15 protein-coding genes and 1 pseudogene are annotated in these 13,953 nt (G+C 69.4%); 12 read left to right on the forward strand and 4 right to left on the reverse strand.

The features are described from left to right. Positions 1-5: 5 nt before the first annotated feature. The 4 genes from ACWDKQ_RS06350 to ACWDKQ_RS06365 all read right to left on the reverse strand — a co-directional run bounded on the left by ACWDKQ_RS06350 (position 6) and on the right by ACWDKQ_RS06365 (position 2,513). On the reverse strand, positions 6-299 hold the full coding sequence (locus ACWDKQ_RS06350) for a hypothetical protein (RefSeq protein WP_450137702.1): 294 nt from the start codon (positions 297-299) through the stop codon (positions 6-8). Positions 300-339: 40 nt separating this feature from the next. Further along, complete coding sequence (locus tag ACWDKQ_RS06355) at positions 340-837, reverse strand: hypothetical protein (protein WP_450137703.1); 498 nt, start codon at positions 835-837, stop codon at positions 340-342. A gap of 4 nt (positions 838-841) precedes the next feature. Then, positions 842-1,054, reverse strand: a complete 213-nt coding sequence (locus ACWDKQ_RS06360; RefSeq protein WP_450137704.1) for a hypothetical protein — start codon at positions 1,052-1,054, stop codon at positions 842-844. A 415-nt stretch (positions 1,055-1,469) separates the two neighbouring features. Continuing rightward, positions 1,470-2,513 (reverse strand): hypothetical protein, encoded by a 1,044-nt coding sequence (locus tag ACWDKQ_RS06365; protein WP_450137705.1) that lies wholly within the window; start codon positions 2,511-2,513, stop codon positions 1,470-1,472. Positions 2,514-3,032: 519 nt separating this feature from the next. On the opposite strand from ACWDKQ_RS06365, the gene aspS reads away from it, so the two are divergent. The 12 genes and pseudogenes from aspS to ACWDKQ_RS06425 all read left to right on the forward strand — a co-directional run bounded on the left by aspS (position 3,033) and on the right by ACWDKQ_RS06425 (position 13,928). Then, a complete protein-coding gene (gene aspS, locus ACWDKQ_RS06370; protein WP_450137706.1) occupies positions 3,033-4,853 on the forward strand; it encodes an aspartate--tRNA ligase in 1,821 nt (606 codons plus the stop codon). Between the two features lie 106 nt (positions 4,854-4,959). Continuing rightward, a pseudogene (locus tag ACWDKQ_RS06375) lies at positions 4,960-5,234 on the forward strand (DUF389 domain-containing protein); the annotation flags it as partial. Positions 5,235-5,498: 264 nt separating this feature from the next. Next, entirely contained in the window at positions 5,499-6,713 is a 1,215-nt protein-coding gene (locus ACWDKQ_RS06380; protein WP_450137707.1) for a phosphotransferase family protein, read from the forward strand. 34 nt (positions 6,714-6,747) lie between these two features. Next, on the forward strand, positions 6,748-6,978 hold the full coding sequence (locus ACWDKQ_RS06385; protein WP_450137708.1) for a GNAT family N-acetyltransferase, cg3035/Rv0428c family: 231 nt from the start codon (positions 6,748-6,750) through the stop codon (positions 6,976-6,978). Positions 6,979-7,073: 95 nt separating this feature from the next. Further along, entirely contained in the window at positions 7,074-7,460 is a 387-nt protein-coding gene (locus ACWDKQ_RS06390) for a GNAT family N-acetyltransferase (RefSeq protein ID WP_450137709.1), read from the forward strand. 338 nt (positions 7,461-7,798) lie between these two features. Continuing rightward, complete coding sequence (locus tag ACWDKQ_RS06395; protein WP_450137710.1) at positions 7,799-8,173, forward strand: hypothetical protein; 375 nt, start codon at positions 7,799-7,801, stop codon at positions 8,171-8,173. Positions 8,174-8,218: 45 nt separating this feature from the next. After that, a complete protein-coding gene (locus ACWDKQ_RS06400) occupies positions 8,219-8,815 on the forward strand; it encodes a carbonic anhydrase (protein ID WP_450137711.1) in 597 nt (198 codons plus the stop codon). Positions 8,816-8,901: 86 nt separating this feature from the next. After that, positions 8,902-10,416, forward strand: coding sequence for a SulP family inorganic anion transporter (locus ACWDKQ_RS06405; RefSeq protein ID WP_450137712.1), 1,515 nt, complete (start codon positions 8,902-8,904; stop codon positions 10,414-10,416). A 30-nt stretch (positions 10,417-10,446) separates the two neighbouring features. Then, the gene (locus ACWDKQ_RS06410) at positions 10,447-11,802 is read left to right on the forward strand and encodes a replication-associated recombination protein A (protein WP_450137713.1); all 1,356 of its coding nucleotides are present in this window, start codon (positions 10,447-10,449) and stop codon (positions 11,800-11,802) included. 203 nt (positions 11,803-12,005) lie between these two features. Then, a complete protein-coding gene (locus ACWDKQ_RS06415; RefSeq protein ID WP_450137714.1) occupies positions 12,006-12,971 on the forward strand; it encodes a 2-hydroxyacid dehydrogenase in 966 nt (321 codons plus the stop codon). A gap of 241 nt (positions 12,972-13,212) precedes the next feature. After that, on the forward strand, positions 13,213-13,620 hold the full coding sequence (locus ACWDKQ_RS06420) for a DUF948 domain-containing protein (RefSeq protein ID WP_450137715.1): 408 nt from the start codon (positions 13,213-13,215) through the stop codon (positions 13,618-13,620). Beyond that, on the forward strand, positions 13,617-13,928 hold the full coding sequence (locus ACWDKQ_RS06425) for a hypothetical protein (protein ID WP_450137716.1): 312 nt from the start codon (positions 13,617-13,619) through the stop codon (positions 13,926-13,928). The genes ACWDKQ_RS06420 and ACWDKQ_RS06425 overlap by 4 nt, the downstream gene beginning before the upstream one ends. The last annotated feature ends 25 nt before the right edge of the window (positions 13,929-13,953 follow it).

Below are 13,953 nucleotides of genomic sequence, written 5' to 3' on the forward strand. Positions count from 1 at the left end.
TCTCCTCACTGCTTCGGGCCGGATGCGGACACAACGTCCTTGATCTGCGAATCCAGGTAGCGCACGTGTCGGTCGCCGAGGTACGGCACCAGGTGCTCTCGCAGGTCTCCGAGCTTGCGGCCAACGTATCCGACCGATGCCGTCTGTCGGGCGCTGTCCACTGCCGCGGCGCCGCTCATGACCAGTTGGTCGACGTCGCCTCGCTGGGCGCCGACGGTTGCGAGGTCGACGAGCACGCTCCCGCGACGTCGCGCTGAGGTGGCTTGCCCCAACGCCTTGTTCAGTGCGGGCTCGGCCAAGTCCGGACGGCGCAGCGTGACGAAGCACGAGGCGCGTTCCTCATCCAGCCGCGACCCCTCGAAGCGGAGCCAACCGGTCGCGGGCGCCTTGTCGTCGAGGCTGGCGACTTGCTCGGCCCTGTCCAACGCTCGTTGGCAGGCGGGCAGGTTCCCGAGTCCGGCGTACGTCTGCGCTTGGACGGCCGCGACCGGCGAGCGCCCACGTTCCGGCGCTGAACTTGAGCACCTGGCCGTCGGTCGCTCCGGTGGTGGCGACGTCGGCCAGGTCGTCGAGCGCGGGGGCCGGTGCAGTTTCGAGCGTCGACAGCCTCGCGGCGTGGTTATCGAGTTCGGTCCGTAGGTCGGTGATCTCGCCGATGGGGTGGGCGTGCGGCGGTGGTGCGGATGCCAGCGACAGCAGTCGGGTTCCGTGGTTGGACAGCGTCGAGGTGTGGTCGGCGACCGTGTTCGCGGTGTTGTTGCACTGGTCGATCAGTGCGTTCTGTTCGCTGGCGTAGGCGATGCCCTCGGGGTTGCTGGGCACGTGGGGGATGGTCACGGTGTTAGCTCCAAATCAGCGTGGAATCCCAGCGGGACGAGCCCCAGATGCCGGGCGATGGCGGGGTAATGGCCTCGACGCGGTAGGTGTCGATCAGGCGTCCGTCGTCGTCAACAGAGCGGGTGATGCCGTAAATCTGCACGCGGATGTTTCCGAACCCGGCAGGGTCGGTGAGCCGGACGCAGTCGAGCGGCTGCACTCGCGGGTCGCCGGGCACGGTGATCCGTCGGCAACCGAAATTGGCCGGCCCATACGGGCGACGAGCCGTTCGAGCATGGCGCGGGTCTGCCACTCGTCCTGTAGCCGGTACGTGCTTCGTTGACCGACGCTCGCACGCCGCTTCGAGGTCGGACACCGGCTATCTGACTTGGCCGATTCATGGAGGAGGGGGTGCGTCGGCTCGGCCTGTTGTGAGCTCGGTCGGGTAGGGGCAGTGCTTCAGCAAATAGATATCATTTTCAATTGGGATTGGACATGTTGAAAACGATTTCTGCGCAGTTCGGCAAGTCGATCATTCGTTTCCGGAATGTGAAGGCGGCGGCGCTGTTCGCGATTCGACCATCGTTCGGAAGACGCGCCGATTTCCGGTTACCTTCCGTGCTGGTCGTAGGGTCGCTCGTCCCCGAGTCGGGTCAGCGCGTCGTCGTGCACGAAGACGTGCTGGAGCTCAGGTTTTCCTCGGGCTGCCACCGGACGCCGAAGACGCCCATGCCGAAGTCCAGAGCCACCGCGTGCGTCCGGCCGAATCGGTCGACCGTCAGCGGCTTGGGGGGCTCTGTCTCCTGCGTGGTGGAGTCGCCGACGTAGCTCTCGCACCGAGTGGGCGGGTGCGCCAGGTCGAACTGCAACTCGACCACGTACTGCCGCACGGGCAGCCGGAAGAGCCGGCAGAAGCTGTGCTCGACCTCGTTCGGGCCGGTCGGTGGGTCGATGATCTCGTACTCCAGCAGCAGCGTCTCGCCGCGCGCCAGCGCCCGGTCGAACAGCAGCTCCGCCACCACCAGGTCGCGGGCGTGGTCGGTGAGCACCTGACCGAGCCGGCAGGACCGGATCGGGCGGATGATCGGCGGCGTCTCGCCGGACGAGGCGCCGTCGAACATGATCACCCAGCGGTCGACGCCGTTGCTCTCGGCGCGAACCAGCTTGCGGGTCCGGATCTTGCGCAGCTCACCGCGCTGATCCACGTGAACCACGTCGTGGTGGCTCAGCCGCGCGAGCTTGCTGTCGTGGCTGGTGTCGATCTTGGTGAGCAGCTCGGCGGCCGACTCGTTCTCCGACCAGAGCGCGCTCAGCGGCGGCGCTTCGGCGGGGGCCTGCCGGGTGCGGCCGCGCGGTCGGGGCGGACCCAGCAGACCCGACAGTGAGCTTTCCGGCACGCCCAGCACCTGCTCCAGCTGTTGCAGTGCGAGCAGCGAGTCGGGGCGCTCCGGGCGTCGTCGGCCCGACTGCCAGTAGCTCAGCGCCGTGATGCTGACCGGGGTGCCGCGGGCGCGCAGCCGGTGCTGGATGCGTTCCAGGCTCAACCGGCTCGCCCGGATCGCGGTGCGCAGGGCGGCTTCGAACGGACCGGTTCGGAGCAGTTCGGAGAGTTCGGCAGACAAAGCGCTCACTGCTTGCTGCGTGCCGCTGAGGGCCGGGCGGGTCGCCGGGCGAGCCTCGGTTTTCGGACCGCTCATCGTTACTCCTCGTGTCCGCCGAATGCCGAACTTACGCTAAACAGTTGGGTCAGTGTTGCGCAACGACCGAGTTCCGGTAGGTACCTCCGACTAAAGGAGGAACCCGAGGGCACTTAAGGTGGAAATCGCCTCCTTCATCGCTTCGCGGGCGCCTATCAATGCCCGTTGCATGATCGTGTCTATACCTCGAATCGGTTGAATTGTGGGCCATCAGCGATGAAATTGGTATCGACCATTTGGTCTCGCTGCGGCGAACGGGCGAACCGGACGCCGCCGCCGCGAACCGGCAGGCTGGTGGCGGCGACGTCGCGGGCCGCGGTTACGCTCCGCGCCAGCGGCCCGACGCGCGGCACCTGCGCGCTGCGCCCCGGTGCCCGTTGGCTAGCCTTAATGCCTTGCGTCCTGGCTGCTGAACACCGTGATCGGAGGTTTCCCGACGATCGGGTGCGGCTAGGTCCGGGACCAGCCACACGTCAGTACCGTCAAGCGCTGAACAGCGGAAGAAGGAGCTCAGTACCCGTGATGCGCACGCACGAGGCCGGATCGCTTCGCGCCGGTCATGCCGGGCAGACCGTCACCCTCGCCGGGTGGGTGGCGCGCCGTCGCGATCACGGCGGGGTCATCTTCATCGATCTGCGCGACGCCTCGGGCGTCGCCCAGGTCGTCTTCCGCGAAGGCGAGATGGCCGAGCGCGCCCACCGGCTGCGCGCCGAGTTCTGCGTCCGGGTCACCGGCCAGGTGATCCGCCGCCCGGAGGGCAACGAGAACCCGGAGATCGCCACCGGCGGAATCGAGGTGACCGTCACCGGGCTGGAGGTGCTCTCGGAGGCCGCGCCGCTGCCGTTCCCGCTCGACGAGCACCTGGAGGTCGGCGAGGAGGTCCGGCTCAAGCACCGCTACCTGGACCTGCGGCGCGCCGAGCCGGCCCGGATCATGCGGATGCGCAGCGAGGTCAACCGGCTCGCCCGGGAGGTGCTGCACGACCGCGACTTCGTCGAGGTCGAGACGCCCACCATGACCCGTTCGACGCCGGAGGGCGCCCGGGACTTCCTGATCCCGGCCCGGCTGCAGCCCGGCAACTGGTACGCGCTGCCGCAGTCGCCGCAGCTGTTCAAGCAACTGCTGATGGTCGGCGGTCTGGAGCGCTATTTCCAGATCGCGCGCTGCTACCGCGACGAGGACTTCCGCGCCGACCGGCAGCCGGAGTTCACCCAGCTCGACATCGAGATGAGCTTCGTCGAGCAGGACGACGTGATCCAGCTCGGCGAGGCGGTCCTCGCGGCGCTGTGGGGGAAGCTGGCCGACCACGAGATCCCGCGTCCGATCCCCCGGATGACCTACGCCGAGGCGATGGCCAAGTACGGCACGGACAAGCCGGATCTCCGCTTCGGGCTCGAGCTCACCGAAATGACCGAGTACTTCAAGGACACCACCTTCCGGGTGTTCCAGGCGCCCTACGTCGGGGCCGTCGTGATGCCCGGCGGTGCCGACCAGCCGCGCCGGCAGCTCGACGCCTGGCAGGAGTGGGCCAAGCAGCGCGGGCACAAGGGCCTGGCCTACGTGCTCGTCGGGGCCGACGGCACGCTGTCCGGTCCGGTCGCGAAGAACCTCTCCGACGCCGAGCGCGAAGGCCTCGCCAAGACCGTGGGCGCGTCCCCGGGCGACTGCGTGTTCTTCGCCGCCGGTCCGCGCTCGGCGGCCCGTGGCCTGCTTGGCGCGGCGCGGCTGGAGATCGGTGAGCGCTGTGGCCTGATCGACCACGACGCCTGGTCGTTCCTGTGGGTCGTGGACGCCCCGATGTTCGAGCCGGTCGACGAGACCGACGACGTCGCCGTCGGCACCGGCCGCTGGACCGCCGTGCACCACCCGTTCACCTCGCCGAACGCCGACTGGATCGACAACTTCGACCAGGATCCCGAGCACGCGCTGGCCTGGGCCTACGACATCGTCTGCAACGGCAACGAGATCGGCGGCGGCTCGCTGCGTATCCACCGCTCCGACATCCAGGAGCGGGTGTTCGAGCTGCTCGGCATCTCGCAGGAGCAGGCGCAGGACAAGTTCGGCTTCCTGCTGGACGCGTTCAAGTTCGGCCCGCCGCCGCACGGCGGCATCGCCTTCGGCTGGGACCGGATCTGCATGCTGCTGGCCGGCGCAGACTCGCTGCGCGACGTCATCGCCTTCCCGAAGAGCGGTGGCGGTTTCGACCCGCTTACCGGCGCGCCCTCGCCGATCACCATCGAGCAGCGCAAGGAAGCCGGGATCGACGCCAAGCCCGCCGCGCAGGTCGGCGACCAGAGCATCTCGGTGTTCCCGCCCGGTGTGGTGGAGAAGCAGGGCTGATCGGGGCGCGGCGGGCACCGCGTGCTGCACCTGCGGATCATCTGTGCGGCCGAGTGCACCGATCGGGCGCTCGCCGTGGGTTTCCGACCGGCTCCGCTTGCCGCAGAACAGCCAGGTGGCGTTCGTATACCAGGTAGGCTGGTCGTCGCTCATCGTGTCGCTGTTGGCCGGGGCCGCCGGGATGATGGCGCTGACTTCGGCTAAGTCGGCCGTCCTGGTCGGCGTGTTCATCTCGGTCACGGCGGTGCCCGCCGCCGGTTATGCGGTGGTGGCGGAGACGCTCGGCGACTGGGCACAATGTGCTGGTCGGTCGGGCAGCTGGTGGTCAACCTAATCGGCATCGTCGCGTCGGCGTCCGCGGTCCTGGCGCTGCGGCGCAGACCGGCGAGCCTGGCCAACCGGGTGCCGACGTGGGAGATGCGGGAGGCGCGCCGCGCCGTGGTTTCGCAATTTTCGCGACCGTGCAACGCCGCCGTCGCTTGGTTCCGTCAGCGTCTACGGGGAGACTACGTCCGATGGCCGGTCGAGGGTGGGAGGCAGGGCTGTCGGGTGAACACGTTGCGGTTACGGGTGCTGACCGATCGTGTGTCACTTGACCGGTCATGCCCTTTCAAGTTCAGGTTGTGGGGGTAGTGTCTGGAGACGATGAGCGTGGAGATCACCACCGGCCCCCCGGAGGTTCGCGTCCCGGCCAGCGCCGAGGCGACCGACACCGTCGGGACTGCGGAAGCCGTGCTGAGCAAGCGGACGGGAGCACCGGTCCGGCTTGCCGATGCGGAGGACCTCGGCGGCAGTGACCGCTCAGTCGTGATGCGGGTGCGGATCGCCGAATCACCGTTCGAACTGCCTCGCACCATCGTGGTCAAGCACTACGGCGAGTGCCCAGTGGAGGCTCGTTCCGACCCGTTCGCGCACGAGGCGGCGAGCTGCCAGCTCACCACCGCCCTGCCGCCGGAGGCCCGGGTCGGCCCCGAGCTCATCGCGCACGATGCCGCCGAGCGCCTGCTGGTGCTGGAGGACCTCGGGCGCGGCTCCACCTTGGCCGACGTGCTGTTCGCCGACGACCCGCGGGTGGCGGAGCGGGCGCTGCTGGCGTGGGCTCGGGCGCTGGGGCGGCTGCACAGCACCACTGTCGGCTGCGAGGCGGACTTCGACGCGCTGATGCGCCGACTGGGCGCGAAGTCGTGGACCGACCCGGTCGCCGACGACATCGTGCGTTCGGTGGGCGAGCTGCCGGAACTGCTGTCGCAGACTCTCGGCGTGGACACGCCGCCGCTGATGGTGGAGCGGTTGACCGCCGCTGCCGAGCTGCTGGAGTCGAGCCGGTACCGGGCTTTCAGCCCGTCGGACATCTGCCCGGACAACAGCCTCGTGACCGGTAGCAGCGGCGTGCGGTTCCTGGACTTCGAGTGGGGTTGCGTGCGCGATGTCGCGATGGACGCCGCGTACCTGCAGTACCCGTTCCCGTCGTCGTGGTGCTCGTACGCGCTGCCGGACAACCTGGCCGAGAGCATGTTGTCGACGTGGCGTTCGGAGATCATCGAGGTCTGGCCGGAGCTGGACGACGACGAGGTGCTGATGCCCCGGTTGTTCAACGCCCAGCTGCTGTGGGTGTGGGTGTCGACCTGGTGGTTCTTGCCGCGGACCGGGGAGAGAGACCGGCCGATCGACCTGCACATGCCGTCGCCGCGCCGCAGCACGGCGCTGGTCGACCGGTGGCGGCACCTGCGGTCGGACGCGGACGGGGCGGACATGGCCGACGTGGCGGAGTTCGCGGACCGCGTGGTCGACGCGCTGGTGGACCGCTTCGGTGCCGGTGCGCTGCACCTGCAGCCGTACCCGGCGTTCCGGACCGGGTAGGCGTCTGCGAGAGCTTGCGTGGTGGCCGCGGGCGTTGGAGATCGAGCGGGTCGCCGTCGCGACCTGGCCCGCTTCGACGATCGAGCGGGTCGACGGCTGGCTGCTGCGGCACTGCGGGCTGCTGAACCGCAAACGCTCGAACTCTGCGCTGCCGCCCGAGGCCGTAGCGGATCCCGAAGTGGCGGTCGAGGGGGTGGAGAAGTTCTACGCCGCTCGGGGACCCCGCGCCGGTCGTGCAGGTCAGCCCGCTGGATCGGCATGCTGAGTCGGATGCGTTCCTGGCCGGTCGGGACTACCGCGTCGTCGGTTCCACGGCCGTCATGTTCGCCGACTGCGAGCGGGTGCTCGCCGAACCCCTGGGTGGGCCGGTTCGGGGGCCGGCTGGAGGCTGGGCCGCAGCCGTCCTGGCTCGTCGCCGGCGAGGCGGTTGGCAGCAGGCCGGAAGCGAGCCTGGATCGCGTCCCGCGGCCGGTTCGGTTCGCCATCGCCCTGCACCGCGGTGTTCCGGTCGGGGTCGGGATGTTCGCGGTCTCGGACGGTTGGTGCGGGATCTACGGCATGCCCACGCATCCGGCTGGCGGCGGCGCGGTGGCCAGCGCGGTCCTGCGCACGGGGGCATGGTGGGCGTCCGGTGCCGGGGCGGCGCGGTTCTTCCTCCAGATCGAGGCGGACAATCCCGGTGCGCGGCGGTGCTACGAGGCACTGGGCTTCGCGCCCTCGCACGAGTACCACTATCGGGTTCGCTAGGATTTCGTGTTTCGGTCGTGTTGCATGGCTGAATAAGCTTCAGCTTCGAGACTACTTCGATGCGGTAATGCTCGTCACATTTCGAATACGTTCCGTAGTGAACATCGTTTACACAGCGCAGTGACGGGGCTCTTGTCCACCCGGCATACGGGTGAATTCGCAGGTCGAACCGGGTTGCATTAGCACGTCTTCCTTTGTTTCCGCGCGGCGTGACCGGATCTGCGGCTTGCGCTCGTACCGCAGTTGTCGGATACCTTTAGTTCAGCGTCTCGCTACTTCTCCCCGCTACCGTCGATGCCGCCGGAAGGGGATCGGCTGCTCTATTACGGGAGGCATTCGTGCGCGGCAAGGCATGGCAGATCGCGAGGGCGGGGTTGTTCCTGCTCTTCGCGGTCGTGCTCGCCTTGCTGGGGCCGCTCAACGTCGAAGCAGGCCCGCAGTTGCGCACCGGGCCTGCGGAAACGAAGTCCGAGACAAATGAACACCGGGACGGCGAGAAGCTGCGCGAGCGGGTGCCGGGCATCGCGCTGCACCGGCGTTGCTGCGACGGCCAGGAAGGTCGCCGCCCGCTTCTGCCGCGGGGACTGCAGCACGCCGTCCATATCGAGAACCAGGCGCTGACGGGGAAATTCGCGAACGCTGGGAGCAAACCGCACGACGCCTTCGTCAAAGTCAGACATTCCCCCGCCGTCCTTCAGGTGATCCGCCACTGATCGATGCTCGCGGCATATTCCGAGCAGACGATCAGAGAGGCGACAATGAGCTTCGAACATTTCGTACGACACGCTCGGCAACACCCGAGCATGCTTTCCGCTGACCGCCGCAGGCAGCTCGCCGCAGGTCAGAAACCGGCCGCGCTGTTCATCGGTTGCTCCGATTCGCGGGTGATCCCGTCCCAGATCACCGGCGCCGAACCCGGGAATCTGTTCGAACTGCGGACGGCCGGCAATGTGGTGCCGAAATACGCGCCGAACTCGGCGTCCAGCGAAATGGCCACCATCGAGTACGCCGTGCTGCAGCTGCGCGTGCCGGAGATCATCGTCTGCGGGCACTCGCACTGCGGTGCCGTGACGGCGTTGGCCCTGGCCGGGCGCGGCTTGGAGGAACTGCCGGCGCTGCGGACCTGGCTCGGCACCGATGGGCTGGCCGGTGTCGAACCGGACGATCCGAGCGTGCGTGCCGAGAGCAAGCGGCACATCCACGCGCAGCTGCAGACGCTGCGCGAATACCCGTTCATCCGGGACCGGCTCGACGCCGGTGAGCTGCGGTTGCACGGCTGGTTCTACGAGATCGACACCGGTCTCGTCTACGCCTGCCCGCAAACCCCGGACGTGCCGGACTTCCTCCCGCTCTAACTCCCGTCCACCGGGTCGACGCCCGCACCGCCAGGTGCGCGGCGCGATACCCGTTTCCCGCATTCCAACCTGCCCTGGAGGGCATCGTGACGACTCGACTCGAAACGCCTCGCCCGGCGCGCCGCAGCCTCGGCGTGCCGCGCTGGCCGAAAGCCACCTTCGGCGCCGATATGGGGGCCTCGCTGGTGGTGTTCCTGGTGGCGGTGCCGCTGTGCGTCGGCGTGGCCGTCGCCTCCGGCGTCCCCGCCGAACTGGGCATCGTCACCGGCATCGTCGGTGGGCTCGTGGTAGGCCTGCTGCCCGGCAGCACGATGCAGGTGAGCGGCCCTGCAGCGGGGCTGACCGTGCTGGTGGCCTCGGCCGTGGACAAGCACGGGCTGGGCGCGCTCGGCGTGATCGTGCTCGGCGCCGGCGTGGTCCAGATCGTGCTCGGGGTGAGCAGGCTCGGTACCTGGTTCCGGGCGATTTCGCCGTCGGTGGTACAGGGCATGCTCGCCGGCATCGGTCTGGTGCTGATCCTCGGTCAGATCTACCCGGTGGGCGGGCTCGCGCAGCCCGACTCCACCTGGACGAAGTTCGCCGGAATCCCGGATCTGCTGGTCGCCGCGGTGACCAGCCCGGAGGGCATCAGCGGGCTCGTGCTGGCGGTGCTGGCCCTGGTGATCATGAGCGTCTGGAAGAAGGCGCCCGCGAGGCTGCGGCTCGTGCCCGGCGCACTCGTGGCCGTCATGGCGACCAGCGCCTTGGCGGCGATCGCCGCGATGCCGGTGCACAAGGTGGAGGTCGGTTCGCTGCTCGCGGCGCTGAACATCCCCACCGCCGCTGCTTGGGGCGAACTCGCCACGCCCGCCGTGCTGGGTTCGATACTGACCTTCGCCCTGATCGCGTCGGCGGAAAGCCTGTTCAGCGCCGCTGCCGTGGACCGCATGCATGACCGCCCGAAGACGCAGTACAACAAGGAACTCGTCGCGCAAGGAGCGGGCAACGCGCTCTGTGGCCTGCTCGGGGCGTTGCCGATGACCGCAGTCATCGTGCGCAGCGCCGCGAACGTGCAGGCCGGTGCGAAGACCAAGCTCTCCCGCGTGCTGCACGGGTTCTGGCTGTTGCTGTTCGTGGTCCTGCTGCCAGGCGTGCTCGCCTTCATCCCGACGGCTGTGCTCGCGGCCCTGCTGATCCAGGCCGGCTGGAAGCTGCTGGAGCTGCGGCAGGTCGTCGCGCTGGTGCGGGAACACCGCTCCGAGGCCCTCGTGCTGGTGCTTACCGCGAGCATGATCGTGGCCACCGACCTGCTGATCGGCACCCTGGCCGGTCTCGCGGTCGCCATCGTCAAGACCGCGATCGAGGTCTCGCGGCTGTCTTTGACGGCCCAACACGGCGATGAGCACGTGCGCGTCGAGATGGGCGGCACCGCGACGTTCCTGCGGCTGCCGCGGCTGCTGGACCATCTCGAAGCGCTGCCGACGAGCAAGCACGTGCACCTCGACCTGACGATGGTCCGGCACCTCGACCGCGCCTGCCACCAAGCGGTTGAGCACTGGGCGGCCCAGCGCCGCCGGGGCGACTGCACAGTCGAGGTCGCCCTGCCCGCCCGGGTGGGCTGAGCGGTCAGGGGTGACCGGTAGCGTCGGGGTGTGAGCGAGGGCTTGTTCGACGAAGGGCTGTTCGGCGCCGACACCGAGATGCGAGCGGGCGAGAAGCTGGCCGAAAACGCGCCGTTGGCGGTGCGGATGCGGCCCCGCTCGTTGGACGAGGTCGTCGGGCAGCAGCACCTGCTAGGGGCGGGAGCTCCGCTGCGCCGCCTGGTCGAAGGGGCCGCACCGGCGTCGGTGCTCCTCTACGGTCCGCCCGGCACCGGCAAGACCACCCTGGCTAACCTCGTCTCGCTGGCCACCGGCCGCCGGTTCGCGGCGCTGTCCGCGTTGTCCTCCGGCGTCAAGGAGGTGCGTGCCGTCATCGAGGAGGCGCGCCGCCGACTCGGCCGTTCCGGCGAGTCGACCGTGCTGTTCATCGACGAAGTGCACCGCTTCTCCAAGACCCAGCAGGACGCCCTGCTGGGTGCGGTCGAGGACCGCACCGTGCTCCTCGTGGCGGCCACCACGGAGAACCCGTACTTCTCCGTGGTGGCCCCGCTGCTCTCGCGATCGCTGGTGCTGCAACTGCGCAGCCTGGAGGACGACGACATCCGCACGCTGCTGCGCCGGGCGGTCGGCGAGGAACGCGGCCTGGGCGGGGCGTTGGGCCTGGAAGAAGCGGCGGAGGAGCATCTGGTGTCGCTGGCCGGCGGCGATGCGCGGCGGGCACTGACCGCGCTGGAGGCGGCGGCGGAGTCGGCGAGCTCGACCGGCGCGGAGGCGATCGACCTGGCGACGGTGGAGGCCACCGTGAACCGCGCCGCCGTGCTCTACGACCGCGGCGGCGACCAGCACTACGACATCGCCAGCGCGTTCATCAAGTCCATCCGCGGGTCCGATGTGGACGCCGCGCTGCACTACCTGGCCCGGATGGTGGAGGCGGGGGAGGACCCGAGGTTCATCGCGCGGCGGCTCGTCGTGCACGCCAGCGAGGACATCGGCATGGCCGATCCGACCGCGCTGCAGTCCGCCGTCGCGGCGGCTCACGCGGTGCAGTTCATCGGTATGCCCGAGGGCCGGCTGGCGTTGGCGCAGGCCACGATCCACCTCGCCACCGCGCCCAAGTCGAATGCCGTGATCATGGCTATCGACGAGGCGCTGGGCGACGTGCGGGCGGGCAAGGGCGGCCCGGTGCCGCCGCACCTGCGCGACGGGCATTACGCAGGGGCGAGCAAGCTCGGCAACGCCACGGGCTACCAGTACCCGCACAGCAAGCCGGAAGGCGTGCTCGCCCAGCAGTATCCGCCAGACCAGTTGGTGGGGCGCGACTACTACCAGCCGACCGGCCGCGGCTCGGAGCGCACGCTCAACGATCGCGTGCCGAAGCTCCGCGGCATCATCCGCGGCGACGACTGACTTCCCAACGGATCACCGGGCGGCAGCAGTTTCTTTTGAAACTGCGGACCTTGGGACGGACACCTCACCGGACACGTGCTCGGTCGACCGCAATTTCGATTGAAACTCGGGTCGAGAAGTCGGGGACGTTGCTGGTCGGAGGATGATCTTTGAGGGCGGCGGCGGGTAGATTCCGGCGGGGATTTCGTCGCGAGGAGGGCGCAGTGGACAAGCAGATCGTGGTCACCCGGACGGTGCCGGAGCCGGCACTGGCCGTGTTGCGCCAGGTCGGGGACGTGCACGTCTGCCCGCAGGACCGGCCGCTGACCGCTCCCGAGTTGCGCGAGGCCGTGCGCGGTGCGCACGCGATCGTGGCGATGCTGCACGACCGGATCGACGCCGACCTGGTGGCCGCGGCCGGTCCGCAGCTGCAAGTGATCGCGAACGTCGCGGTCGGCTACGACAACATCGACGTCCCGGCGGTGACCGAGCGCGGCGTCATCGTCACCAACACGCCGGGCGTGCTGGTCGACGCGACCGCCGACCTGGCCTTCGGACTGCTGCTGATGGTGACCCGGCGGCTAGGCGAGGGCGAACGGCTGCTGCGGGCCCGCCAGCCGTGGACCTTCCACCTCGGCTTCATGCTGGGCGCCGGGTTGCAGGGCAAGACGCTCGGCATCGTCGGGCTCGGTGACATCGGGCAGGCCGTGGCCCGGCGGGCCCGCGCGTTCGGGATGACCATCGCCTACACCGGCCGCCGCCGCGCCGCCGTCGGGGTGGAGGCAGCGCTCGAGGCCCGCTTCCTGCCCCAGGACGAGCTGCTGCGCACCGCCGACGTGGTGTCCCTGCACTGCCCGCTGACCGAGCAGACCCGGCACCTCATCGACGAAGCGGCGCTCGCGGCCATGAAGCCGACCGCGTTCCTGATCAACACCAGTCGCGGTCCGGTGGTCGACGAACGAGCGCTGGCGAAGGCGCTCCAGGAGGGCCAGATCGGTGGTGCGGGCCTGGACGTCTTCGAGCGCGAGCCGGAGGTGGAGCCGGCGCTGCTGGACCTCGACAACGTCGTGGTCGTCCCGCACTTGGGCTCGGCGACCACCGAAACCCGAACCGCGATGGCCGAATTCGCCGCCCGCAACGTCGCCGCAGTCCTCACCGGCGCCGAGCCTCCGGCCAAGGTCCGGCCGTAACACGATCAGTTCGATATGCGGGCCCGGCCCGAGTTGCTCGGCTGAGGGCCCCCACGCACTTCACTCGATCGGGGTCTCGTCGGGGCGCCGCTGAGCGGGTGTCGCCCGATGGTGCCCTTCGCTTGGCGGGGCCGACCGGGTGCTGGAGTGGGGGAGCGGGGCCGGTAACCTGACGCACGATCAACGGACCGGGGTCTTGGCCCCGGTCTTACCGACATGACGTGGACCTACGGGAGGGCACGTGACGCCCACGCAGATCGCCGCGCTGATCGCCGCCGGAGCGTTCGTGCTGCTGGTCGTGCTGCTGGCGATCCCGCTGATCAAGCTCGGCCGCACGCTGGACGAGGCGACCATCGCGATCCGCAAGGCGCACGAGAACTCCGATCCGCTGTTCACCGGGGCGAACTCGACCATCACCCACGTCAACACCCAGCTGGAGCGGGTCGACGGGATCACCGCCAACGCCAAGACGATCAGCGGCAACGTATCGGCGTTGTCTTCGCTGTTCACGGCTACACTGGGTGGTCCGTTGGTGAAGACTGCGGCGTTCTCGTACGGGGTCAGCAAGGCGCTGCGGGCCCGCCGGAGGCGGCGACAGGAGCCCGCCGGCCGGCACTTCCGCCGCAAGGGCAAAGGGGGGCGCAAGTGAGGCGCCTGTTCTGGTTCGGCGCCGGGGTCGCGGCCGGGGTCGCGTTGACGCGCAAGTTCAACGAGACCGCCCGGAAGGCGACCCCGAGCGGCATGGCCGAGCAGTTGGGCGGCGCGGTCCGGGAACTCGCCGGAGCCGTCGGTTCGTTCGGCGCCGAGGTGCGCGCGGGCATGCAGGAGCGGGAGCAGGAACTGCACGACGTGGTGGAGCGCGGCAGCGCCGCGGACACGGTGCAGTTCCGCCGGATCGACGCGGACTCCGATGCGGCCACGGCCAACGGTCGGCGAGCTCACCGGGCGGGCCGCTGACGTCGGCGCTCCGCGCCGCCAGCCG

The organism is Saccharopolyspora sp. NPDC000995 (genome assembly GCF_053599315.1).

Bases quoted from the DNA above. Each gene is read 5' to 3' on its own strand.
- ACWDKQ_RS06365 (WP_450137705.1), bottom strand. From the start codon at position 2,513: ATGAGCGGTCCGAAAACCGAGGCTCGCCCGGCGACCCGCCCGGCCCTC.
- ACWDKQ_RS06380 (WP_450137707.1), top strand. From the start codon at position 5,499: ATGAGCGTGGAGATCACCACCGGCCCCCCGGAGGTTCGCGTCCCGGCC.
- ACWDKQ_RS06400 (WP_450137711.1), top strand. From the start codon at position 8,219: ATGAGCTTCGAACATTTCGTACGACACGCTCGGCAACACCCGAGCATG.